Consider the following 21235-nt stretch of genomic DNA (forward strand, 5'->3'; position numbering starts at 1 on the left):
AATTTTCTTCAGGAAGAATAGAGTGAGGGATGAATGATTGTAATCTCAGAAAATAGTTTTTTCCATCTTGGGGTTAGCGCATTAGTAGAAAGAATGGCATTGAATACCACCCGTAATTTGATTGTGTTTGATACGGGGCGCGATTGTCTCTATATGCTTGATACTGAAGAGGCAAAGATGCCTTTTTTCCATGAACCGATTTTGATTTTTTCACATTGTCGGCGTATTTATCTCACCGAGAAAAACAGAAAATTCAAAATCGAAACGCTGCTATCAAAAACGAAATCTCATCCCGCTGTCAGACGGAAGCGAGAAGTATTAACCGTAAGTGAGTTACGCGTCATAAAAAAAGTTTGTCAGGGGATCAGTCAACGACGAATTGCAGAACAGTTCAAGGTCAGCGAAAAGACGATCAGTAATCAAAAAATGAACGCCTTGCGAAAGCTGAGCATCAATAAAACAACAAAGTTTTTCGTTGAGTATCTGGCCTGGCTGAGATTGTGGCATGAGTATGTTGAGTATAAAAACAATCAAATGCGAAAACCGGTTAAACTCTCTGTCATCACGCCTGAAACCTTTACAAAAAGGCGTAGTGAGGTTTTAATAGAGGTTTAATCTACGTAAGCCAGGATGACAATGAGTCTTGCTTATATTTAAAGGGACTTTTACAGAACTCAATGAAACAACATGCTGGGGGATTGGTGGGAAACAAGCTAGTTTTTGTGATCGTATTCTTAACCATCACTATAACCGGCATGGTGACTTTTTGGCTGGGTGCGTCCAGCCGGGTAGATAATGACAAAAGAGCATTAATCCAGCGCGTAGATTCGCTGCTGTTTGAAGCGAAACAGATATCAGATTCGTTGACCGCGCATTTAACAGAACGCTGCTCAGATGAAACGGTGCGTATGCTGACGAAACAGATACACCGTTATCCGCATATTGGGGGCATTTTCCTGTTGCAGGATTCGCAGGTATATTGCTCATCCGGGATGGCGAAACCTGAACTCAGCAATTTAACCGCAGGGGAGAACGGTAATCGGCTATTTTTAGTTGATGAAACGCCGGCATTTCGCGGGGAGCCTGTATTAGCCTACGTTACTGTGAGAGGAAATAACGCAATAGTGGTGACGATCAGTACCTACTGGTTTAAGTCGCTGCTTGCAGACAGTCGTTTACTTGTTAACGTGAATGGAAATATTCTCTCCGATGATAAGTTAATCAGTACAAATAGTATTGATTTTCAAAACGCCGCCTGGCAACAATCTAATATGTTTGATTATCAGGTAATGGAATACCCGGAACATACGGGCATTGCTTCTGTTCTTAACTTTATTTTTATTCTCTTTTTATCCGCAGCGATTGCCGTTCCTGCCGCTTTTCTGTTTAACTATACGCTACAACGAATCGCGATGTCCCGGTATATACAACTTCGCCGGGGGCTGCGCAAACAGCAGTTCGTTCCTTATTACGAACCCGTCATGAATTGTGCTTCCGGGGCGTTATATGGCGCAGAAGTGGTCATGCGATGGAAGAAGGGGAACGATACATCCGTTATTAATGAAGAGATTATCTCTCTGGCAAATAAAACCGGGATGATATCTCCATTAGTTAACTTCATTTTACGACAGGTGGAAAAAGATATACTCTCTTTACGCCTCAGACTGCCGAGAACATTCTACATTAATTTCCGACTTAGTGAATCGATGATCGCTATGCCAGAACTTATTGATTCGTTTGTTGAGTTTCAAAAACGCTTGCCCAGCGATGTAAAACTGACGCTGGAATTTCCTGAGGTTGTTTATCGTGATACAACGCTTGAGTTTGATTCTGTTCTCAGGAGGTTACGTGTCGAAGGCATTAAAATTAAAATGAGTTCCTTATTTTTAGAGCGTTTAAATGCTGACCGTAATTTATATCTTCCGGTTGATGCTGTCAGAATTGAAAAGTCAATTACCGGATTAATCTCGGACTCCAAAGAACCTGTCGCGAGTGTTGATGATATTATTCGTTCGGCGGTAAATAAAAATTATACGATTATCGCGGATGGTATTGAAAATGATCAGCAGTACCACTATTTATCACTGCGCGGTGTTGTTTTACAACAGGGGAATTACTGGTCAATGCCATTGTCCAGTTTTCATTTAATGCAGTATATTATTCAGAGCGACAAAGTATTACTGTGTTAATTTCTGATAATAATGCGAAAGTTATCGATATATCATGCGCATATTACATGGAGTAATATGCGCATGTGTTTAAGTTTTAGCGCGATCTCAGCCACATATTTACCCTGGTGGCGGGCGATATCCAGTTCACGACTGTCACGAATGATCCACCACGGATTACCGCCATTGCTGAATGTTTTTTTATTCGTCAGCCGTCTTTTTCTGCACGTCCAGCCAGCCAACGGCATACCGCCGCCCCGATAAGGGGGCGAACGGCATGCGTCAGACGTTGTGAAAATGTCATGTCAGGTTCCACGGTCAGACAGCCCAGCAGGAGCAGCCAAGCGCGCCAAAGAACCCTTTCAGATCCGATACCGGCAGGCTGGATGTCCATGCGCCAGCATGATCGTGCCCGTGCAGGCCGCAGCCGTGAGAGCAACCGCAGGAGGCCATCGCCATTTGTCGTACGGCAAGCGAGTTTTTCCCCGCGCCTTCTGGCTCTCCCCATGCGGCGTAGCCTTTGAAGGTGCGCGTTGGCGACCAGTCCGGCATCGCGGGTGGGACAGGATTGTCATCCAGGGATTCGAAAGGACCCGCCCCCCAGACGATTTTTCCGCCCACCATCGTTAATTCTGAAGACAGGAAGGAGATCTCATCCTCGGCGCAGGCAAAAAAGTCTTTGTCCGGCACAATGAGGTCAGCGAACTGACCGGCCTGAATACGGCCTTTTTTACCTTCTTCATTGGAGAACCAGGTGACGTTCTCCGTCCACATTCGGAGCGCTGTTTCCCGATCCAGGCAGTTACGACGCGGATAAAGCTGCATGCCTCCCACGGTTTTCCCGGTGATCATCCAGGCGAGAGAAACCCACGGGTTATAGGATGCTACGCGGGTGGCATCCGTACCGGCGGACACTTTCACCCCTTTTTCCAGCATACGGGCAATGGGCGGCGTGGCTTCCGCAGCGCCGGCACCGTAACGCTCAACGAAATATTCACCCTGATATGCCATACGGTGCTGAACCGCAATACCGCCGCCTAACGCCGCGATACGATCGATTGAACGCTCAGAAATTGTTTCGGCGTGGTCGAAGAACCAGTTAATCCCTTCAAGCGGGATATCCTGATTGACCTTCTCAAAAACATCGAGGGCGCGAGAAATGGTCTCGTCATAGGTGGCATGCAGACGCCAGGGCCAGCGGTTTTCCGCCAGAATGTGAACAACTTCTTCCAGCTCGCCTTCCATTTCCGGCGGCATATCCGGTCGCGGCTGGCGGAAGTCTTCGAAATCCGCCGCTGAAAATACCAGCATTTCACCGGCGCCGTTATGGCGGAAGTAGTCGTTACCCTGTTTGTAGGTGACGGAGCGGGTCCAGTTGAGAAAATCCTCTTTCTCTTCCTGGGGTTTCTGCGTGAAGAGGTTATAGGCCAGGCGCACGGTCATCAGATTTTCATCTGCAAGTTTCTGAATAACGGCGTAGTCATCGGGGTAATTCTGGAATCCGCCACCAGCGTCGATGACACCGGTTACGCCCAGACGATTCAGCTCACGCATGAAATGGCGGGTGGAGTTAACCTGGTAGTCAAACGGCAGTTTGGGGCCTTTGGCCAGCGTGGCATAAAGGATGCCTGCGTTGGGGCGTGCCAGTAATAATCCGGTAGGATTGCCTTTCGCATCGCGGGTTATCTCGCCTCCGGGTGGTTCCGGCGTCTCTTTTGTATACCCGACGGCACGCAAAGCCGCGGCGTTCAGGAGCGCGCGGTCATAGAGATGCAGCAGAAACACCGGGGTGTCCGGCGCAATGGCGTTGATCTCTTCGATAGTTGGCAGACGCTTTTCCACAAACTGATGTTCAGTAAAACCGCCAACCACGCGAACCCACTGCGGTGCCGGGGTGATGGCTACCTGCCGACGCAACATATCCATCGCGTCAGCCAGCGAACGTACGCCATCCCAGCGAAGCTCCATATTGTAATTAAGCCCGCCGCGTACTACGTGCGTATGGTTATCAATCAGCCCGGGTAATACCCGTTTGCCTTTCAGGTCGACGACTTTGGTTGCCGGACCCGCGAAGGCCATAATTTCAGCGTCGCCGCCAACCGCGAGAAACTTCCCGTCTTTGACTGCGACGGCGCTGGCGGTTGGGTTGCTTTTATCGAGAGTGGTAAACAGACCATGATGCAGAATAACGTCTGCGACAACATGTTGTGTCATGAGCGTTTCTCCTCTGAGGAATGACTGTCTTCAGCTGCCTGGCGGCCGGGGAGCTGCCCGAAGATATGGCTGATGGCATGGGTTTTGGTACAGGCCGAAGAAAAGGCTGTGCCGGACAGAAGTTGTTTGCCTACCGGAATAACTTGTTCGCCGACCAGCATTCCCAGCAAGCCAAGGAGGGCTATCAGCGGTGGGGCGGGGGAGCGGACATTCAGCAAACTGTAAATAATGCCGACAAGAAGTCCGGCACCCAGAGAAAGGATATACATTTTCATGCAGACCTCATCAGGACAGGCGCAATGCGTGGTGCATTACGCCTGCCGTAAATCAGTTGGAGGTGTTATTTAGCCGGGGTTGGGCCGATACGTTCGCCGTGTTGTACGCGCTCAGGCGCTTTATGAACCATAGTATAGGCATAATCGACGCCCATGCCGTAGGCGCCGGAGTGTTCACGCACGATATCCATAATGCCGTTGTAGGTCTCTTTACGGGCCCAGTCGCGCTGCCACTCAAGAATGACCTGCTGCCAGGTTACCGGTACGATGCCTGCCTGAACCATACGATCGATAGCGTATTTGTGCGCATCAACGGAGGTGCCGCCGGAAGCATCAACAACCATATAGATTTGATAATCCGCGTCTTTGACTGCACACAGGGCAAACGTGGTGTTACAGACTTCCGTCCACAGACCGGAAACGATCACTTTCTTACGACCATTCGCCGCCAGCGCATCACGAACGTTCTGATCGTCCCATGAGTTCATTGAAGTACGTTCCAGGATGTTGTTTTCCGGGAAAACGGCCAGGAGTTCGGGATAGGTGTTACCGGAAAAACTTTCGGTTTCTACGGTCGTGATGGTGGTGGGGATATTAAACAGTTTTGCCGCTTTGGCCAGGCCAACAACGTTGTTTTTCAGTACCTGACGGTCAATAGATTGTACCCCGAAGGCCATCTGGGGTTGCTGGTCGATAAAAATCAGTTGACTGTTCTGCGGGGTGAGGACATCAAGGTAATGAGACATATCACTTTCTCCTGAACTAATATAGTGTAAGCACAACATGATTAGAAATGCGCATTCCCGAAGAGAATAATGCCGTGTTATTCCTTCCTGACGTTCAACATTTTCCCGTCGCATTTATTTCATGTTACGGTATACGTGCTGTCAGCAATGTTCGTTCCTTATCCGCGTACTCTTCCTTTTTATTTGTTATCCATCCGTCATCTGATTAATGACAGGGGAATATCTTTACCATCATTTTGAGCTGTCGGTCAGAATGTGACGACAGACTCAGTTTAGAAGTTTTATGGCTAACATCAATGTTCAAAAACATTACTCACTGTCTTTTAAAATGTGACAATCATATTTTTCTCATGTCTTGTTTAAGAATTTTATACAACATGTTTAAGAAAACTTTTGGAAACTTATTATTTATTAAATATTGTTCCTTGTCATGACTCATGGGGTTTACGATTTCACCACCGGTAAACTATTATAGGGACTGTATTCATAACAGGACAATCATACGTCCCGTATCTGGTGACAGTAATGCATTTAGAAGATATTCGAATTTTTGTAACCATCGTAAATATGGGAAGTTTTACAGCAGCAGCCGAACACCTGAGTCTATCCAAACAATTTGTCAGCAGAAGAATGGCCGCGCTGGAGAAAAAAGTTTCAGCCCGATTACTGGTGCGAAATACCCGAAAGTTGTCCGTTACGGATACCGGCCAGGCTTTTTTTCATCATGCCCGGCGCATTCTGGAAGAGGTTCATGAAGCCGAGCAGGTTATCTCCGCCCGGCAGCAAAAACTGGCCGGGTCATTCAGGATTAGCCTGCCGATGACATACGGCATCAGGCGACTTGCCCCCCTGATTGTTGAATTTCAGGCGGCGCATCCAGAACTTACCGTTCATATTGATATGAATGACCGATATGTCGATGTGGTGGGCGAAGGCTACGATATGGTTTTGCGCATCGGGAACCTGATGGACTCTACCTTAATTGCTCGCTGTCTGGGTAAATTACCGATGGTGATTTGCGCCAGCCCGGATTATCTCCGTTTGCACGGTACGCCTCTGGCGCCTTCTGAACTGGCGCAGCATAGCTGCCTTTTGTATGGTCGGGAGGGGCAATTCGGCTGGAAATTGACGGAGGAAAATTCACCGAATACGTATGCCGTCCGAGGCAATCTGAGCAGTAATAACGGGGACGTGATCCGCGAGGCCGCAGAAGCGGGGGCCGGTATTGCGCTTTTGCCGCTTTTTATCGTTGAAGACTCGCTGCAACAAGGCGCTTTAGTGCAGATATTGTCTGATTACTCGCCGCCTCCGCTGACGATCAGCGCGCTGTATCCAAAACATCGCCAGCGCAGCGCAGTGACCCGGATCTTATTGCCATTTCTGGCCGAAAGAATTGCCGGCATCGTCGACCCGATTAAAAAAACATGAGTGATGTAGGGGCTGATGTTGTCAACTAAATCAGGATAGTGAATATGTTATTTGAGTATTGATGGGCTCAGGCAGTGACATAAAATGGCCGTGTCAAGCCGACGCTGATAACTATCATATGATCATCAAAGTGATGTAATCCCTGGTATTCCAGAAGGGATAAGATGTTCGTTGCTCTTTAAAATTATGCTTGCCTGATGTTCGGTTGAAATTAAACGCGTTCTCTTTTTTCTGTCATATCGCGTCTGACTTGTCCTGGCGTTTTCCCAAAGTATTGATGGAATCGTCTTGAAAAGGCTTGCTGACTGGAAAAACCTACGATAAAGGACACATCCATTATCGGTGTTCTGGTTGTCGATAAAAGTTCAAAGGCCTTATTTAATTTTAACTCTGTTACATACTGACCAAGGGTTACGCCGGTATGCGACTTGAATATTCTCTGGAGGTGCCAGGGAGAATATCCAGATCTCGCGGCTATGTCAGTAATTCGTAATGGTTTGTCTGTATTGTTGTGGAGCCATTCAAGTAGAACGTCGAGCACACTTTTGTACATGATAATACATCTGCCATTTTCGGTTATTGATTATGTATCAACGTATCATAATCATAATGCTTATATCGAACTTTATTGTGCAGTTTTTTTGATGATAACCAGCAATAAAATTATACAGCATCGGCAACCTTGTTGTGTATGTTGGTAGTGTCTTATGAGTGCTTTTATTTTGAGGATTGAATATGAAAAGAATTGGCATCAATGGCTTCGGTCGTATCGGTAGACTGGTATTACGCCGGATTCTGGAAACCGAACTGAATGTGGAAATTGTCGCTATAAACGATCTCACCTCGCCGGATGTTTTGGCTTATTTGCTGAAATATGATTCAAACTATGGTCCCTTTAACGGCACGGTTTCCCATGCTGACGGTTCAATTATCGTCAATGGTAAAGTCATCAAAGTATTTGCTGAGAAAAATGCGGGTGATATCCCCTGGGGTAGCCTGGGTATTGATGTTGTTGTGGAATGTACCGGTTTTTATACCTCAGCAGAAAAAGCGAATGCCCATATTGAAGCCGGAGCGAAAAAAGTGCTTATCTCCGCGCCTGCTGGCGATATGAAGACCATCGTTTATCATGTGAATGATGAAACGCTCACTTCTGCTGATAACATTATTTCCGTTGCGTCCTGTACGACAAACTGTCTGGCGCCGGTGGCAAAAGCCCTGAATGACGCCTTTGGTATTAACGTCGGTACGATGACGACGGTACATGCTTATACCGGCACCCAGGCTCTGGTGGATGGTCCCCGAGGTAAAGACTTCAGGGCTTCTCGTGCTGCGGCGGAAAATATTATCCCGCATACGACAGGGGCGGCCAAAGCGATTGGTCTTGTTATTCCTGAACTTAACGGGAAACTGAAAGGTCATGCCCAGCGTATTCCGATAAAAACGGGTTCAGTGACGGAGTTAGTGACCGTCCTGAATAAGACCGTCACCGTTGAAGAGGTCAATAACGCGCTGAGAAATGCAACAGTTGATAATGAGTCATTTGGCTATACGGATGAGCCAATTGTATCGTCTGATATTATTGGCATCCATTTTGGTTCCGTTTTTGATGCGACCCAAACGGAAGTAACAGAATTTGATGGCGTGCAACTGGTCAAAACGGTCGCCTGGTATGATAATGAATACGGGTTTGTGACCCAGTTGGTCAGAGTATTGAAGAAGTATATTTCCCTCTGATTTCTGTTGAAAAGAAACCCCTGCACAAAAATGCGGGGGTTTTTAAATGGTGATATAAATTTAGGTTATGTCAGATTTTTATTGTTGATGTGCGCTGTCGTTCAGGTAATGAAAACGGCAAACATGGCTTCGTACTGCGTAAGAAAAGGAACCGGACAGAAAAGGAATAGCAGGCATGATAAGCGTGACATATTTTATACCGCTGAGTGGAAGTAATCCGTTTGCTTCAGTAGACTTTTCCTACAGGGTTTGAATAGCGAAACGCGGCAGGTGACGTCATCACCATGTATCGGCCTGCCTGAGGCTGTGGTTTGCAGGGACAATTGTTCAGGATAATGCGACTTTCCGTCAGTCAGGCATTATCTGTTGAGGAGTTATCTGAAAATGAAAGCTGCGGCTGACAATATTCTGTTTCCTGCTCTTGAGCAGACGTTCATGGCGGTTGTCCTCGTCGACGAGCGTAACCGGGTTCTGTTCTTTAACGAAGCCGCAGAGAAATTGTGGGGCTATTCCAGGGATGAAGTGCTTGGCCGGGATATGAATATATTAATTCCCGGGCCTCTGAAGCATGTTCACGGGGATTATGTCCACCATCACCGCGACGGGGGAAATTCCCGGGTTGTCGGGATGAATCGTGAACTTCAACTGGAACGAAAAGACGGCACGCAGGTCTGGACCAGCTTTTCGCTCTCCAAAATAGATGTGGATGGCCGCATCCACTACATGGCCGCCGCCCGGGACGTCAGCAAAGAGGTAGCCAGGCGCGAGCAAAACCGTCTGTTGTTGCTTGCCGTCAATAACACGGACAGAGCCGTGGTTGTTCTGGATGAACAACGTCGTATTGTCCAGACCAACCGTGCGTTCACCAGCATGTTTGGATATGGCGCAGACGAAGCCATGAACCAGGTGTTCACTGATTTCCTGCTGTTTTCAGGAAACAGCGATGACGCGCTAAAACGTGTGGAAGAACATCTGCGGGGAAGTCGCTGGTTTCAGGAAGAACTCCTCACCGCGACCAGAAACGGCAGGGAAGTCTGGAGCAGGGTTTCGGTAAACCCTGTCCTCAATGAGCGTGACCACCGCCAGACCCGTAACCTTGTCGTAACCTTCGTTGATATTACAGAAGAACGTAATATTCGTAATCTGGAGCGGGATGTACTGGCCGCGCTGACCAGCCGGATGACTTTCCAGGAAACGGGTGATTACATCTGCCAGCGAATTGGAAATATTGCGCCAGGCGTACTGGTCTCGGTATGCCGGATCGTCGATAACCGGATGCGCCCGTGGGCAGCTCCCGGTTTTCCAAAAGAATATGGTGAATACTGGGATGGCGTGGCCGTCGGTGAAGGTGTGGCAAGCTGCGGTACTTGCGCTGCGCGTGGCGAGCCCGTCATGGTCCAGGATATCAGCACCGATCCTCTATGGGCTCCCTATAAACATCAGATGTTGCCTCATGGTTTTCGGGCATGCTGGACATACCCTGTAAAACGTCGAGATGGTTCCGTGGCAGGGACGTTTGCTTTTTATTTCAGGACACAGAATGAGCCGGATACATTTCTGGTTCGCATTGCCGATGCCAGCGTTCATCTTTGCGCTCTGGCGATTGAGCGGGAGGAAGGTCGCCAGCAAATCGACCGACTGGTTCGGTTCGATGCCCTTACGGGGCTGCCCAATCGTCAGTATCTCTATCACCATCTGGATAAACTGCTGTCGGGTAACGAGCCGGAACTCGCCGTGTTTTTCCTCGATATTAACCGTTTTCGTAAGGTGAATGAGTCACTGGGGTATTCCGCTGGCGACCAGGTGATTATCACGCTGGCTAACCGCTTGCAGGAACGGTTCGGGCCGCATCACTTTATCAGCCGGGTGGGTGGCGCGCAGTTTGTCGTGGTGGCGAGCGCCTGTCGTGTTGATGAGGCCTCACACCTGGCTGAGCTTATGCAGCATATTGTTGGCGCTGAAATGAGCGCCGCCGGGCAGACCTTCGAGCTTAAAGCCTGTATTGGGATCAGCCATTCCATTGGCGGCGACAGGGAAACGCTGCTGGCCCACGCCGAGAGCGCGATGGAGCGGGTACGTGAAAGCGGTGGAAGCTATCAGTTTTTTAACCCGGAACTGAATCAGGCCGTCATGCAACGTCTGAAACTGGGCATGGCGCTGCGAAATGCGATTACGGAGGGTCATTTGCGGCTGGAATATCAGCCTCAGATCAGGGCTGCGGACGGGCAGGTATACGGTTTTGAAGCGCTGACCCGATGGCACGATCCGCACGCCGGCGACATCTCTCCAGGGACGTTTATTCCTCTGGCTGAAGAGACGGGAGAGATAGAGCATATCGGCCTCTGGGCGCTGCGTGAAGTCTGCCGACAGCTTTTTGAATGGCGGGAAAAGGGCACGAATGTGTCGGCGGTATCTGTAAACCTGTCTGCCCATAACTTCCGTAAGCCTGATTTACCCCGTTATATCGCCGACCTGCTGAATGAATATCAGCTGCCCGGCAATGTCCTGACCATTGAAATTACGGAAAGCGCCATGATGGATCTGACGGACGAGATGCTTGCGCGGGTCAGGGAGATTCGCGCGATGGGCGCGGGGGTCTCAATGGATGATTTTGGCACCGGCTTTTCCAGTCTGGCCAGCCTGGCGTATCTGCCGGTGACGGAGGTCAAAATTGATAAAAGCTTCATTGACCGGTTCGCCCGCGATCGTCGCGTCAATGCGCTGGTCGAAGCGGTTGTCAGTATTGGGCATAACCTCGACCTGACGGTTGTGGCGGAAGGTGTGGAAAATACCCATCAGCATCAGCAACTGAGAAAAATGGGCTGTTCCGTACTTCAGGGATTTCTTTTTTCCCGACCATTGTCGGCGAATACGTTACCGGTATGGCTAGAGGCTTACCGTTCACCCTTGCAGGATGCACAATCATGAAGAAAAAACTGTTACAGATGCTGAATTTGCGTCTGCTTATTATTGCTTTTGCGTTTCTGATGACCCTCCTTACTCTTTTCAATAGTTTCTATTCAGCCTGGCGTGTCCAGAAGCAGGTACTCATTGAGAATGAACTCAGTGAAAACCAGGCATATGCGGAGAGGATTGCTTCCACTATTGATTTGTATCTGGCGGTTTTCATGGAGCGTCTGGAATACAGTGCGAGCGTCATCGGTCAGCATTTCGATGATGAGAGCATTATCGCTGGTGAAATGATGAGGATGCAGCGGCGAGATTTTGGTTTTGATTCCGTTACGCTGGTGGATGAAAAAGGCAAAATTATTGGTGTGCTGCCTGAATCCCTGAACCTGAAGGGGAAAATGCTGACCACGCCAGGCGGTGTCGAGGCTCTCAAAGAAATGCAGCCGACGGTCAGCAGCGCCTACAATTCTCTGTCCGGTAATCTGGTGGTGTATATTTCACATCCCGTCAGGAATGCGCAGGGGAAATACCTCGGTTTTATTGGCGGCGCGATTTATCTGCAAAGAAGCAACGTTCTTTCAGCGCTCATTTCTAATCATTTCCGCAATGATGACAGCTATATTTATGTCGTTGATAAAAATGACCAGCTCTTATATCACCCCGATCCGGCCCGCAGAGGGGAAAAAGAGGAAGGCAATGCCGCAGTGAAAGCCGTGGAGCAAGGGCTGAGCGGTGCGATGGAGGTGACGAACTCCCGTGGCGTGGAAATGCTGGCGGGGTATGCCAGTATAAATACCTCGGGCTGGGGCGTTGTGGCGCAAAAACCAAAAGATAAAACCCTTACTGCGCTTGATGGGCTCATGTGGCAAATGATACGCGGCGTTGTACCGCTGGGTATTGTGGGGTTGTTTATTCTCTGGTGGCTGGGGAATGAAATCGTCAGACCATTGCGTCAACTGGCGGATCACGCCATTTCGATGGACAGCGATGAGTCCGCAGAAAAAGTACGAAACGTTCGATCATGGTATATCGAAGCCTCCCGACTCAGGCGCGCGTTGCTTCAGGGAATGGAATTAATCCGGGAGAAAATGAAATGGCTGAACGATCAGGCCAGCACTGACCCGCTTACCGGCCTGGTCAACCGACGGGCGGCAGAGAAACTGCTGGCTGAATACGAACATCAGCAGCGGCAGTTTGCGGTGATTTCTCTGGATATCGATCGCTTCAAAGCCGTCAACGACACGTTTGGTCATGACATTGGCGATGTTACGTTAAAAGCGCTGGCGCAGCTGCTGAAGCGAAGCTGTCGTAAAAATGATACCGCCTGCCGTATGGGAGGAGAGGAGTTTATGATGTTTTTCCCGGAGACGTCGGTAGAGGCTGCGGCGGATATTGCGGAGCGGCTGAGAAAAGAGGTCGCCGCCGCAAAGATAGAGACGGTAGGGCATATCACCATTTCTCTTGGCGTGACGGTGTGGCCGTCGGGCGTTGACTCTGTCTCTCAGGCGCTGAAACGGGCTGATGAATTGATGTACCAGGCGAAACAGGCGGGCAGAAACCAGGTGGTCGCAGGATAAAAAAGCAGGCGAATACCTTATTCGTATTCGCCTGTTATTGAATTATTTGCCCGTGTATTCAAAGACGATAATAGAACCCGGGTTACTCAGATTATGCGTTGGATGGTTGGATTCATCCATCACATTACCAAAGTTATCCGTCGCCACGTAGATTTTACGGGTGTCCGGGCTGACCAGCACCATGCGGTAACGGTTTGCCGTGTGGAAATATTTCGCGACGTCACCCTGGACATCTTTCTTATCGGCATTCAGCAGAACACGGTACAGCGCGCCATTTTTCATGGAGCTGATAATCACCGAGTTTCGCCAGCCTTTAATTACGCCGTTTTCCGGGTAGTATGCCACGCTGGATGGCGCAATTGTCGGCCAGCAGATATATGAAGAATCCGGGCCGCAGCTGGTGTCGTTATAGGTAAAGCCTTCTTTGACCGTAAAGAACGTTTTAATCGGCGCTTTAAAGTCTGCGGCTTTCCACTCTGTTTCTTTCTGGACAGGAACGCCTGCCGGAATATGGTTAGGGTCCCAGGTCAGAGACGGGCAATTCGCCGCTTCAGAGTAGTTGGCATAAACGTAAGCCTGATCGTCCTGGAAACCGGCAACGTGTGGCCAGCCATAGTTGCCGCCGGGTTCGAGGATATTCAGCTCGTCATCGGAAGATGGCCCTTGTTCGGATGCGTAAAGGGTATCGCCAATAAATACCAGTCCCTGAGGGTTACGGTGTCCGTAAGTAAACAGGTGGCTTTTGATCCCTTTAATAACGGGGTTATTATCTGGAATAGAGCCATCGGTATTCAGACGCAGCACTTTACCGGCATAGGCGGCATAGTCTTTATTCTTCAGTTCATTCTCAGTGGGAATACGCTGAGCTTCGATAGGTTTACAGAAATTCGCGCCCTGGTTATGCCCTTGTTCACCGATGGTATAATACAACTTCCCGTCCGGGCCAAAGCGCAGGCGTCCACCGTTGTGGTCATTGCCTGCCGGGAATCCAGCCAGGATCTCTTTTTCATTACCCAGCGTCTGGGTTTTTTCGTCATATTCCAGGCGAACGATTTTGGCGTGTTCCTTGTCGCCGTTCATATAGGTATAGGCCGTATAAACATAATTATCGCCACCCGGTTTCATGAAGTTCGGTGACAACGCCAGGCCCAGAACGCCTTCATGCTGCGGCCCGGTATGAACCCCGCTCAGCGTAATGGCGACTTTTTTCTCACCGGTTTTCGGGTTGATACGATCGATAGAAGCGGCTTTACGTTCGGTTACCCATAAATAATCATCCGGCCCCCACACCATATCCCACGGGGCATCAAGCCCGCTAATGAGGACATGCGCGGAAAAAGGTTCTGAGGCTTGTATCTCGGTTTGTTTTGAATTTGCGGCCTGTGATGAGGTTGCGGCATAACTAACGCCAGATATGGCAAGGGCTAACGTAACAGCCTGACTGATGCGCTTTATTTTATTATTCATCATTGCGTTCCTGTATATGATAAATAGTTTCGACGGATGTCGAAATTTTCAAAGATGTAACAACTATTGTCCTTGAGAGGTAATTTGTCAAGTTGCGCCAGAAGCCGGTAATTTATTAAAAATGAATCTGTTGCGATAAGGTGGAATAAGTCGATTTGGGTGTGTCGGCATTGGAGTGTTGTTTAACGTGTTGTTTGTACTGAATGTTTTCTCTGGCAGTTGTTAGAGGTTCATTTGTTGGCTTCTCACAATATCGCGATATGAATTTATTGTCTCATTTTTTGAAATTCACTGTCCGACATGTGTTGTTAATGTTGATTTTTACCCACTGGCTTATGTGGTTGTGTTCTATAATGAGAGTGATGTCCATGAATAGTCTCTATTTTTCAGTGATAACACTTTATTTAAGGATTATCAGGCACATTTCTACCGGAGATGGTATTGTCTGAATGCGGATTTTAATTCTTGTTATTTATTTTTATAAAAGGTAATGTCATGATATAAGGGACTGTATCTAAATATTCCCCGTAAATCTTCTTTTCCTGTTTTTGTATTTTGATTACGATATCGTTGATACCTGTGACAAGTAAATGATTACCGGTCATCTTAAGCTGGAGGGCATATTTATATGGCAGAACAACATTCATCAGCATGGTCACCTTTACGTAACCGTGTTTTTTTCATGTTATGGATAGCCACACTCTTTTCCAATATCGGGACCTGGATGAATGATGTTGGCGCCGGTTGGTTGATGACCAATTTAAGCCCGGACCCTGTCATGATTGCCGCTATTCAGGCAATGACCACTCTGCCCGTATTCTTGCTTGCGTTACCGGCGGGGGCCATTGCGGATATTTTCGACAAGAGAAAGTTACTTATTCTTGTTAATATTATGATGCTGTGTGCCGCATCTCTGCTCGCAATTATCGTCTATTTTAATGTTGTCAGTATCGGATGGTTATTATTCATCACGTTTATTCTCGGATCCGGCGCCGCGTTTTTAGGCCCGGCATGGCAGGCCATTGTACCTGCTATTGTTGAACCTCATGAATTAAAATCCGGGATTGCGTTAAACAGTATGGGGATTAACATCAGCCGGGCGATCGGGCCCGCGCTGGCCGGTATTTTGATTTCACAGGTCGGTCTTTATCTTCCTTTTCTTCTGAATGCGTTGAGTTTTATTGCGATTATTGCTGCGGTATGGTGGTGGAAAGGAGAAGAAAAAACGAACGGGAGTCTTCCGGCTGAATCTGTTGTTGCCGCAATGGTTTCAGGTTTGCGTTATGCCCGTTACAGCCCGGAATTAATGAGAACAATAATAAAGGCTGCCAGCTTCTTTGTTTTTGCCAGCGCGTATTGGGCAATGCTCCCGTTGGTGGTGAGACTCTCACTTCAGGGAGATGCAACATTATATGGCGTGTTAACAACCAGTATCGGGATCGGCGCTGTCTGTGGCGCATTCAGTTTGCCTGCGTTGCGTAAGCGACTCAGTGCTGGCGCTCTTATTACCTCAGGAACATTCGGTACTGCTGCCGTATTACTGATATTCGCCGGAGCAGCATCTCAATATGCCGCCATTTTCGCCAGTATTGTGGCTGGTTTCAGCTGGATTATTACCTTGTCAACGCTCATGATATCAGCCCAGACAGCGCTCCCGGACTGGGTTCGCGCAAGAGGGCTGGCCTTATACCTGACCGTGTTTTCCGGGTCAATGGCATTCGGTTCTCTGGTCTGGGGACAAATTGCCTCGCATACGTCAGTAACCACAGCATTACTTTCTGCCGCAATCGGTATTGTCGTTGTCTGGTTATGCGTATTAAAGGTAAAAATTGACCATGACAATATTAACTTGCAGCATTCAGATCACTTTAGCCTTGCTGAGGATGGTCTTAATGATATTACCGGCCATACCGGCCCGATGCTGGTGTCTGTTTATTATCATGTCGATGCTGAAAAGAATGGCCAATTTATCAGTTTGATGAAAAAGTTAAAAAATATCCGGTTAAGGGATGGCGGTTACGCCTGGGGACTGTTTGTAGTTCCTGAGAAATCCAATGAATTTATTGAAACATTCATGGTGTCGTCATTGGCTGAACATCTGCGTCAGCACGACAGAGCGACTGTCGATGACAGACAAATACAGCAGCAGCTGGATGACATCATTCTGAATAAAAAAGCAACACACTATTTTTCTGCGAGTGTAGCGGAATCTTTTGTCATACAAGAGGAATAAGAATAAGCGTCAGCTTATACCGTCTGGTGAATAATAGAACGTTGTGGGGCGGCAGGACTGAATCACGCATCATCCTGTCTGCCTCGTGGCAATGTAGAAATGCAAAATCACAAGACGATGGCTGATTGTGGTGGTTTTACTGAACCCGGCAGACGTCAGGAGAGGTATGTATGGTGTCCCCTGCAGGAATCGAACCTGCAACTAGCCCTTAGGAGGGGCTCGTTATATCCATTTAACTAAGGAGACGAGGCGGCACGAGTATAGCGTTTTTTACCTTGCACAGTAAGTATATCGCCGCCTGACTGCTCAAACAGTCGCCATTCAGGACTGTTTTTTCTGCTTTTCTGCCTTCTTTCCGGCACGCAGCCTGGCCTCTTCTTTGCGTCTGGCGCTCATATCATTACGAATCTGCGCATGACTCATAAGCGCGAAGATGAATGTACCGCCGCAGATATTCCCCGCCAGCGTGGGCAAAGCAAAGGGCCAGAAAAAGTCGCTCCAGTGCAGCGTGCCGTTAAACACCAGATAGAGGATTTCAACCGAACCCACGACGATATGGGTCGTGTCAGCGAGGGCGATGAGCCAGGTCATCAGAATGATCACCACGATTTTTGCGGCGCCGGCAGCAGGAAACATCCATACCATCGTGGCAATGATCCAGCCGGAAATAATGGCATTGGCAAACATCTCGCCAGGGCTATTTTTCATCACATCCATGCCGATTTTGACAAACGCATCGCGCGTTTCTTCGTCAAATATAGGCATATATTCAAAAGCCCATGCGGCGATGCCAGTACCGACTACATTGCCCAGCAACACCACGCTCCAGAGCCGCATCAGCAGACCCGCGTTGCCCATCGTCGGGTTTTGCATCACCGGCAGAACGGCGGTGACGGTATTTTCAGTAAACAACTGCTGGCGCGCCATGATGACGATGATAAAACCAAAGGTATAACCCAGATTCTCAAGTAAAAAACTGCCGGGGACGCCGTCCAGCTGTACGTGAAAAATACCTTTCGCCAGTAGCGAGGCGCCCATTGAGAGCCCTGCGGCAATGGCTGACCACAGCAGCGCCATAGCGTCACGCTCCAGCTCTTTTTCGCCGTCCTGGCGGATATGTTCGTGAATCGCCATCGCGCGTGAGGGGAGGCGATCCTCGTCGACCTCTATCTTTTTCCCGCGTTGTTTTTCTTCGCTTTCGACTTCGAGTTCGTCACTGTGTTGATCAATTTTCTCTTCGCTGAATTTATCCATTGTGAGACCTCGTGATGAACACATCTGTCTAAAGCGTAGTGGCTTTTATCCGACTGAAGGCAGGGCAAACTCTGAAATCGCAAAAAAGGCGACGCGCGTTTTTACCCGCCCGGTTAGAATGAAACCCGCCATGAGCCAGAGTTACAGGCTATGATCAAATCAACAAGAATCAGTATATAGACATCATTTGACGTGCTGTTACAATCGCTCACACCTAAACAGGCGGATACGGTCTCGTTCCGTCATGGATGGCAATCAGCGATAGCCATAATCAACAGGGAGACATTTATGAAGCTTCGCCTGTCGGCGCTTGCGCTGGGGAGCACACTGCTGGTGGGATGTGCAAGCTCCGGTACAGAACAGCAGGGGCGTTCAGATCCGCTCGAAGGATTTAACCGCACCATGTACAACTTCAACTTTAACGTGTTGGACCCGTATGTCGTTCGACCGGTCGCTGTCGCCTGGCGTGATTATGTTCCGCAGCCTGCCAGAAATGGTTTGAGTAATTTTACCAGCAACCTCGAAGAGCCTGCGATTATGGTGAACTATTTCCTGCAGGGCGATCCCTATCAGGGCATGGTGCACTTCACCCGCTTCTTCCTGAATAGTATTTTGGGGATGGGGGGCTTTATTGATGTTGCGGGGATGGCGAATCCAAAACTACAGCGTGTTGAACCGCACCGTTTCGGCAGTACGTTAGGCCATTACGGCGTGGGGTATGGCCCCTACGTGCAACTTCCGTTCTATGGCAGCTTCACGCTGCGTGAAGATGGCGGTGATATGGCCGATACCCTTTATCCGGTACTTTCCTGGCTCACCTGGCCGATGTCTATTGGTAAATGGACCATTGAAGGAATTGAAACCCGCGCGCAACTGCTGGATTCCGATGGTCTGCTGCGTCAGTCTTCCGACCCATATATTCTGGTGCGTGAAGCATACTTCCAGCGTCATGACTTCATCGCTAACGGCGGGAAGCTTAAACCGCAGGAAAACCCGAATGCCCAGGCGATTCAGGACGATCTTAAAGAGATTGATTCTGAATAACCACACGAGGCCAATAAAAAAGGTGAGTCAAAAGACTCACCTTTTTTTACGTCTGATGAAAATCAGAATGCGTAGTTAAAGTTCGTACCGAACAGCCAGGCTTTACCGTCAGACTTGAAGGAGTAAGCTGCCGGGCCTTCCCCTTCGGTGAATTTCACGTTCTGACCGTGCATATAGGATGCGCCAACGTCAATAGAAGCATCTTCATTGAAGGCGTAAGTTGCACCCGCGCTCAGCCACAGACGGTCCTGATCGGGAATAGAAATGGAGCGTTTGTTTGCCGGAACCGGGCTATCGTCATACGCGATACCGGTACGGAAAGTCCAGTTCTTATCGTAGTAGTAGGTCGTACCCAACGCGATACGGTACGCATCCTTAAAGCTTTCATCTTTATAGAAGAGCGTCTGGCCGTCGTCGCCTTTGGCTTTTAACTCCTGGAACTGGCTCCAGCTGGTATAAGTCAGGCTATAGTGGATAGCCCATTGCGGTGCGACGCGGTTATAACCGGAGATTTCCCACATTTCAGGCAGGTTCAGGGTTAAGGAACCATTCTGTGTTGCGCCGCCAGTGCCGTATGGCAGGCTTGAAAGCCCCATACTGGCGAAAATATTGTTCAGATTTGGGTTAATGGAGCTTTTGTAATCGCCTTCGAAGTCGATTTTCACTTCAGAGCGGTAGGTCAGGCCCCAACGGTTATCCTTGTCGAGTTCATACAGGATGCCTGCGTTCCAGCCGAATCCCCACTCATCACCCTTCAGGTGGGCGATCTGGGAGTCAGGGGAGTTAATGCCATCCGTCCACTGAGAGGGTACGCCTTGTCCAACCAGCTGTTGTGAAAGCACCGGACCGAGGGAACCCGCGTAGCGCTCAATTTTAGCCTTCGCGTAAACCGCATCAAAACCAACCCCGAAGCTCCAGCTATTATTCAGGCGATAGGCGCCGCTGAGGTTCAGGTTCACCGTTTGCAGGTCTGTTTTACCGCCATAGATACCGGCTGAATAATCTTTATTGAATTCGGTGGCGAGGCCATAGTTGGAGGTAATGGATGCCCCCCAACCGAACTGATCGTTGATCGGCGCAACGAAGTGCAGGTTAGGAACCCACGCTGTTGGCGCAATATTATTCGCGTTGGCATTTTGCCCGGTTAAGTTAGAGCGGCCGGTCACATTGACATCTGGATCGATATACACCGCACCCGCAGAGAAAGTGGGGCGATCGAACATCATAATTAACGCCGGGTTGCGGCTAACGTTACCGGCATCATCTGCGATAGCGCCTTCACCCGAATAAGCCCGGCCAAGGCCAGAGGAAGAAAATTCGTTTAACTGAAAGCCTGCAGACCAGGCTTGTGTGGAGACGATTGCCACTGCGACTGCGAGAGCAGACTTTGTAAACAGGGTTTTCTGGCTCATGACCATAACCTCATCGATTTATTTTTATACAAACTATGTTACATGCCGTAACAGGAGCGCGAAGTGTAGGGTCTGAGGTACGACAGAGAAATCAGACCAGTGGCGTGAGTATAGGTCTGACCAGCTGGAATGTTGCAAGTATGTTTATAATATTTTTCAATTGTGATCGTAGAAACGCGATCCAGCTGGCAAATTTGAGGCCTGGCGCACTCACTCGATTGGGCGATTTTTGTTTTAGATCATTTTTAAGTGTGATTTCGGTCACTTATCCCATTTTGCATCATTAACGACTGGAGAGCCTTTTTCCACGAGCGTAAAATATCCTCAATATTTATCTGGCACCTTGAGTGCAAATACAGAGGAAATCTACAATGAGTAAATGCAGTGCTGATGAAACCCCGGTTTGCTGCTGTATGGATGTTGGCACCATTATGGACAACTCCGATTGCACCGCGTCTTACAGCCGTGTGTTTGAAAACCGCGCGCAGGCCGAAGAGACGCTGGCGGCTCTGACAGAAAAAGCGCGTGGCGTGGAGTCTGAACCTTGCCAGATTACATCCACCTTTACCGAAGAAGCTGAAGGCGTGCGTCTGGACATCGACTTTGTCTTCGCCTGCGAAGCTGAAACGCTGATCTTCCAGCTGGGTCTGCGTTAATCCCCTTCTTTGAATGCCCCTGTCAAATTCTGGCAGGGGCATTTTCGTAACCCTCTGTTACTATCCTCTGTGTCTTAGCTCTCACTTTCTGGCGTCTCCGCTTGGCGAAATGTA

16 protein-coding genes and 1 tRNA gene are annotated in these 21235 nt (G+C 48.9%); 9 read left to right on the forward strand and 8 right to left on the reverse strand.

Translation table 11 applies throughout. The features are described 5' to 3' along the window. Nucleotides 1-33: 33 nt before the first annotated feature. Nucleotides 34-615, forward strand: coding sequence for a LuxR C-terminal-related transcriptional regulator (locus OGX80_RS17245; protein WP_047462248.1), 582 nt, complete (start codon nucleotides 34-36; stop codon nucleotides 613-615). Nucleotides 616-677: 62 nt separating this feature from the next. Next, complete coding sequence (locus OGX80_RS17250) at nucleotides 678-2189, forward strand: EAL domain-containing protein (RefSeq protein ID WP_115181321.1); 1512 nt, start codon at nucleotides 678-680, stop codon at nucleotides 2187-2189. Nucleotides 2190-2486: 297 nt separating this feature from the next. Here OGX80_RS17250 and OGX80_RS17255 read toward each other — a convergent pair whose 3' ends face one another. The 3 genes from OGX80_RS17255 to OGX80_RS17265 form a co-directional block, all read right to left on the reverse strand. Beyond that, nucleotides 2487-4382 carry an amidohydrolase gene (locus tag OGX80_RS17255; RefSeq protein WP_115591146.1) on the reverse strand — a complete coding sequence of 632 codons (1896 nt, stop codon included), beginning with the start codon at nucleotides 4380-4382 and terminating at the stop codon, nucleotides 2487-2489. Continuing rightward, nucleotides 4379-4657 (reverse strand): XapX domain-containing protein, encoded by a 279-nt coding sequence (locus tag OGX80_RS17260; RefSeq protein WP_012131415.1) that lies wholly within the window; start codon nucleotides 4655-4657, stop codon nucleotides 4379-4381. Before OGX80_RS17260 ends, OGX80_RS17255 begins: the two co-directional genes overlap by 4 nt. Nucleotides 4658-4722: 65 nt before the next feature. Continuing rightward, nucleotides 4723-5403, reverse strand: coding sequence for a hydrolase (locus OGX80_RS17265; protein ID WP_115181323.1), 681 nt, complete (start codon nucleotides 5401-5403; stop codon nucleotides 4723-4725). Between the two features lie 525 nt (nucleotides 5404-5928). Here OGX80_RS17265 and OGX80_RS17270 point away from each other — a divergent pair. Continuing rightward, the gene (locus OGX80_RS17270; protein WP_012131418.1) at nucleotides 5929-6831 is read left to right on the forward strand and encodes a LysR family transcriptional regulator; all 903 of its coding nucleotides are present in this window, start codon (nucleotides 5929-5931) and stop codon (nucleotides 6829-6831) included. Between the two features lie 211 nt (nucleotides 6832-7042). On the opposite strand, the gene OGX80_RS17275 is transcribed toward OGX80_RS17270, so the two are convergent. After that, the gene (locus tag OGX80_RS17275) at nucleotides 7043-7384 is read right to left on the reverse strand and encodes a helix-turn-helix transcriptional regulator (protein ID WP_071818848.1); all 342 of its coding nucleotides are present in this window, start codon (nucleotides 7382-7384) and stop codon (nucleotides 7043-7045) included. A gap of 182 nt (nucleotides 7385-7566) precedes the next feature. Between OGX80_RS17275 and gap the strand changes: the two genes are divergently transcribed. The 3 genes from gap to OGX80_RS17290 all read left to right on the forward strand — a co-directional run bounded on the left by gap (nucleotide 7567) and on the right by OGX80_RS17290 (nucleotide 13055). Beyond that, nucleotides 7567-8568 carry a type I glyceraldehyde-3-phosphate dehydrogenase gene (gene gap, locus OGX80_RS17280; protein WP_115181324.1) on the forward strand — a complete coding sequence of 334 codons (1002 nt, stop codon included), beginning with the start codon at nucleotides 7567-7569 and terminating at the stop codon, nucleotides 8566-8568. Between the two features lie 384 nt (nucleotides 8569-8952). Beyond that, a complete protein-coding gene (dosP, locus tag OGX80_RS17285) occupies nucleotides 8953-11496 on the forward strand; it encodes an oxygen-sensing cyclic-di-GMP phosphodiesterase DosP (protein WP_286471357.1) in 2544 nt (847 codons plus the stop codon). After that, nucleotides 11493-13055 carry a sensor domain-containing diguanylate cyclase gene (locus OGX80_RS17290; RefSeq protein ID WP_049011460.1) on the forward strand — a complete coding sequence of 521 codons (1563 nt, stop codon included), beginning with the start codon at nucleotides 11493-11495 and terminating at the stop codon, nucleotides 13053-13055. Before dosP ends, OGX80_RS17290 begins: the two co-directional genes overlap by 4 nt. A gap of 42 nt (nucleotides 13056-13097) precedes the next feature. On the opposite strand, the gene OGX80_RS17295 is transcribed toward OGX80_RS17290, so the two are convergent. After that, on the reverse strand, nucleotides 13098-14522 hold the full coding sequence (locus OGX80_RS17295; protein ID WP_220369554.1) for a glucose/sorbosone family PQQ-dependent dehydrogenase: 1425 nt from the start codon (nucleotides 14520-14522) through the stop codon (nucleotides 13098-13100). A 628-nt stretch (nucleotides 14523-15150) separates the two neighbouring features. Here OGX80_RS17295 and OGX80_RS17300 point away from each other — a divergent pair. Beyond that, nucleotides 15151-16755, forward strand: coding sequence for an MFS transporter (locus tag OGX80_RS17300; RefSeq protein WP_115181327.1), 1605 nt, complete (start codon nucleotides 15151-15153; stop codon nucleotides 16753-16755). 171 nt (nucleotides 16756-16926) lie between these two features. On the opposite strand, the gene OGX80_RS17305 is transcribed toward OGX80_RS17300, so the two are convergent. Together OGX80_RS17305 and OGX80_RS17310 are read right to left on the reverse strand one after the other, a co-directional pair. Next, nucleotides 16927-17001 (reverse strand) — tRNA-Arg (locus tag OGX80_RS17305). Between the two features lie 75 nt (nucleotides 17002-17076). Beyond that, a complete protein-coding gene (locus OGX80_RS17310) occupies nucleotides 17077-18009 on the reverse strand; it encodes a formate/nitrite transporter family protein (protein WP_012131426.1) in 933 nt (310 codons plus the stop codon). Nucleotides 18010-18297: 288 nt separating this feature from the next. Here OGX80_RS17310 and mlaA point away from each other — a divergent pair, with 288 nt between their 5' ends. Further along, complete coding sequence (gene mlaA / locus OGX80_RS17315) at nucleotides 18298-19053, forward strand: phospholipid-binding lipoprotein MlaA (protein WP_024130145.1); 756 nt, start codon at nucleotides 18298-18300, stop codon at nucleotides 19051-19053. A 62-nt stretch (nucleotides 19054-19115) separates the two neighbouring features. Here the strand turns inward: mlaA and fadL are convergent, their stop codons facing one another. Continuing rightward, nucleotides 19116-20465, reverse strand: a complete 1350-nt coding sequence (fadL, locus tag OGX80_RS17320; RefSeq protein WP_024130146.1) for a long-chain fatty acid transporter FadL — start codon at nucleotides 20463-20465, stop codon at nucleotides 19116-19118. A 371-nt stretch (nucleotides 20466-20836) separates the two neighbouring features. Here fadL and OGX80_RS17325 point away from each other — a divergent pair, with 371 nt between their 5' ends. Then, nucleotides 20837-21121, forward strand: coding sequence for a YfcZ/YiiS family protein (locus tag OGX80_RS17325; RefSeq protein ID WP_024130148.1), 285 nt, complete (start codon nucleotides 20837-20839; stop codon nucleotides 21119-21121). Nucleotides 21122-21235: the final 114 nt, after the last annotated feature.

The organism is Citrobacter sp. CK194 (assembly GCF_030333395.1).
GTDB lineage: Bacteria > Pseudomonadota > Gammaproteobacteria > Enterobacterales > Enterobacteriaceae > Citrobacter_B > Citrobacter_B koseri.

What these genes read in the sequence shown, in the direction of transcription:
- OGX80_RS17325 (WP_024130148.1), top strand. Translation starts at nt 20,837, where the DNA reads ATGAGTAAATGCAGTGCTGATGAAACCCCGGTTTGCTGCTGTATGGAT.
- OGX80_RS17265 (WP_115181323.1), bottom strand. Translation starts at nt 5,403, where the DNA reads ATGTCTCATTACCTTGATGTCCTCACCCCGCAGAACAGTCAACTGATT.
- OGX80_RS17310 (WP_012131426.1), bottom strand. Translation starts at nt 18,009, where the DNA reads ATGGATAAATTCAGCGAAGAGAAAATTGATCAACACAGTGACGAACTC.
- OGX80_RS17250 (WP_115181321.1), top strand. Translation starts at nt 678, where the DNA reads ATGAAACAACATGCTGGGGGATTGGTGGGAAACAAGCTAGTTTTTGTG.
- OGX80_RS17300 (WP_115181327.1), top strand. Translation starts at nt 15,151, where the DNA reads ATGGCAGAACAACATTCATCAGCATGGTCACCTTTACGTAACCGTGTT.
- mlaA (WP_024130145.1), top strand. Translation starts at nt 18,298, where the DNA reads ATGAAGCTTCGCCTGTCGGCGCTTGCGCTGGGGAGCACACTGCTGGTG.
- fadL (WP_024130146.1), bottom strand. Translation starts at nt 20,465, where the DNA reads ATGAGCCAGAAAACCCTGTTTACAAAGTCTGCTCTCGCAGTCGCAGTG.
- OGX80_RS17245 (WP_047462248.1), top strand. Translation starts at nt 34, where the DNA reads ATGATTGTAATCTCAGAAAATAGTTTTTTCCATCTTGGGGTTAGCGCA.
- OGX80_RS17290 (WP_049011460.1), top strand. Translation starts at nt 11,493, where the DNA reads ATGAAGAAAAAACTGTTACAGATGCTGAATTTGCGTCTGCTTATTATT.
- OGX80_RS17295 (WP_220369554.1), bottom strand. Translation starts at nt 14,522, where the DNA reads ATGAATAATAAAATAAAGCGCATCAGTCAGGCTGTTACGTTAGCCCTT.
- OGX80_RS17275 (WP_071818848.1), bottom strand. Translation starts at nt 7,384, where the DNA reads ATGTACAAAAGTGTGCTCGACGTTCTACTTGAATGGCTCCACAACAAT.
- dosP (WP_286471357.1), top strand. Translation starts at nt 8,953, where the DNA reads ATGAAAGCTGCGGCTGACAATATTCTGTTTCCTGCTCTTGAGCAGACG.
- gap (WP_115181324.1), top strand. Translation starts at nt 7,567, where the DNA reads ATGAAAAGAATTGGCATCAATGGCTTCGGTCGTATCGGTAGACTGGTA.
- OGX80_RS17255 (WP_115591146.1), bottom strand. Translation starts at nt 4,382, where the DNA reads ATGACACAACATGTTGTCGCAGACGTTATTCTGCATCATGGTCTGTTT.
- OGX80_RS17270 (WP_012131418.1), top strand. Translation starts at nt 5,929, where the DNA reads ATGCATTTAGAAGATATTCGAATTTTTGTAACCATCGTAAATATGGGA.
- OGX80_RS17260 (WP_012131415.1), bottom strand. Translation starts at nt 4,657, where the DNA reads ATGAAAATGTATATCCTTTCTCTGGGTGCCGGACTTCTTGTCGGCATT.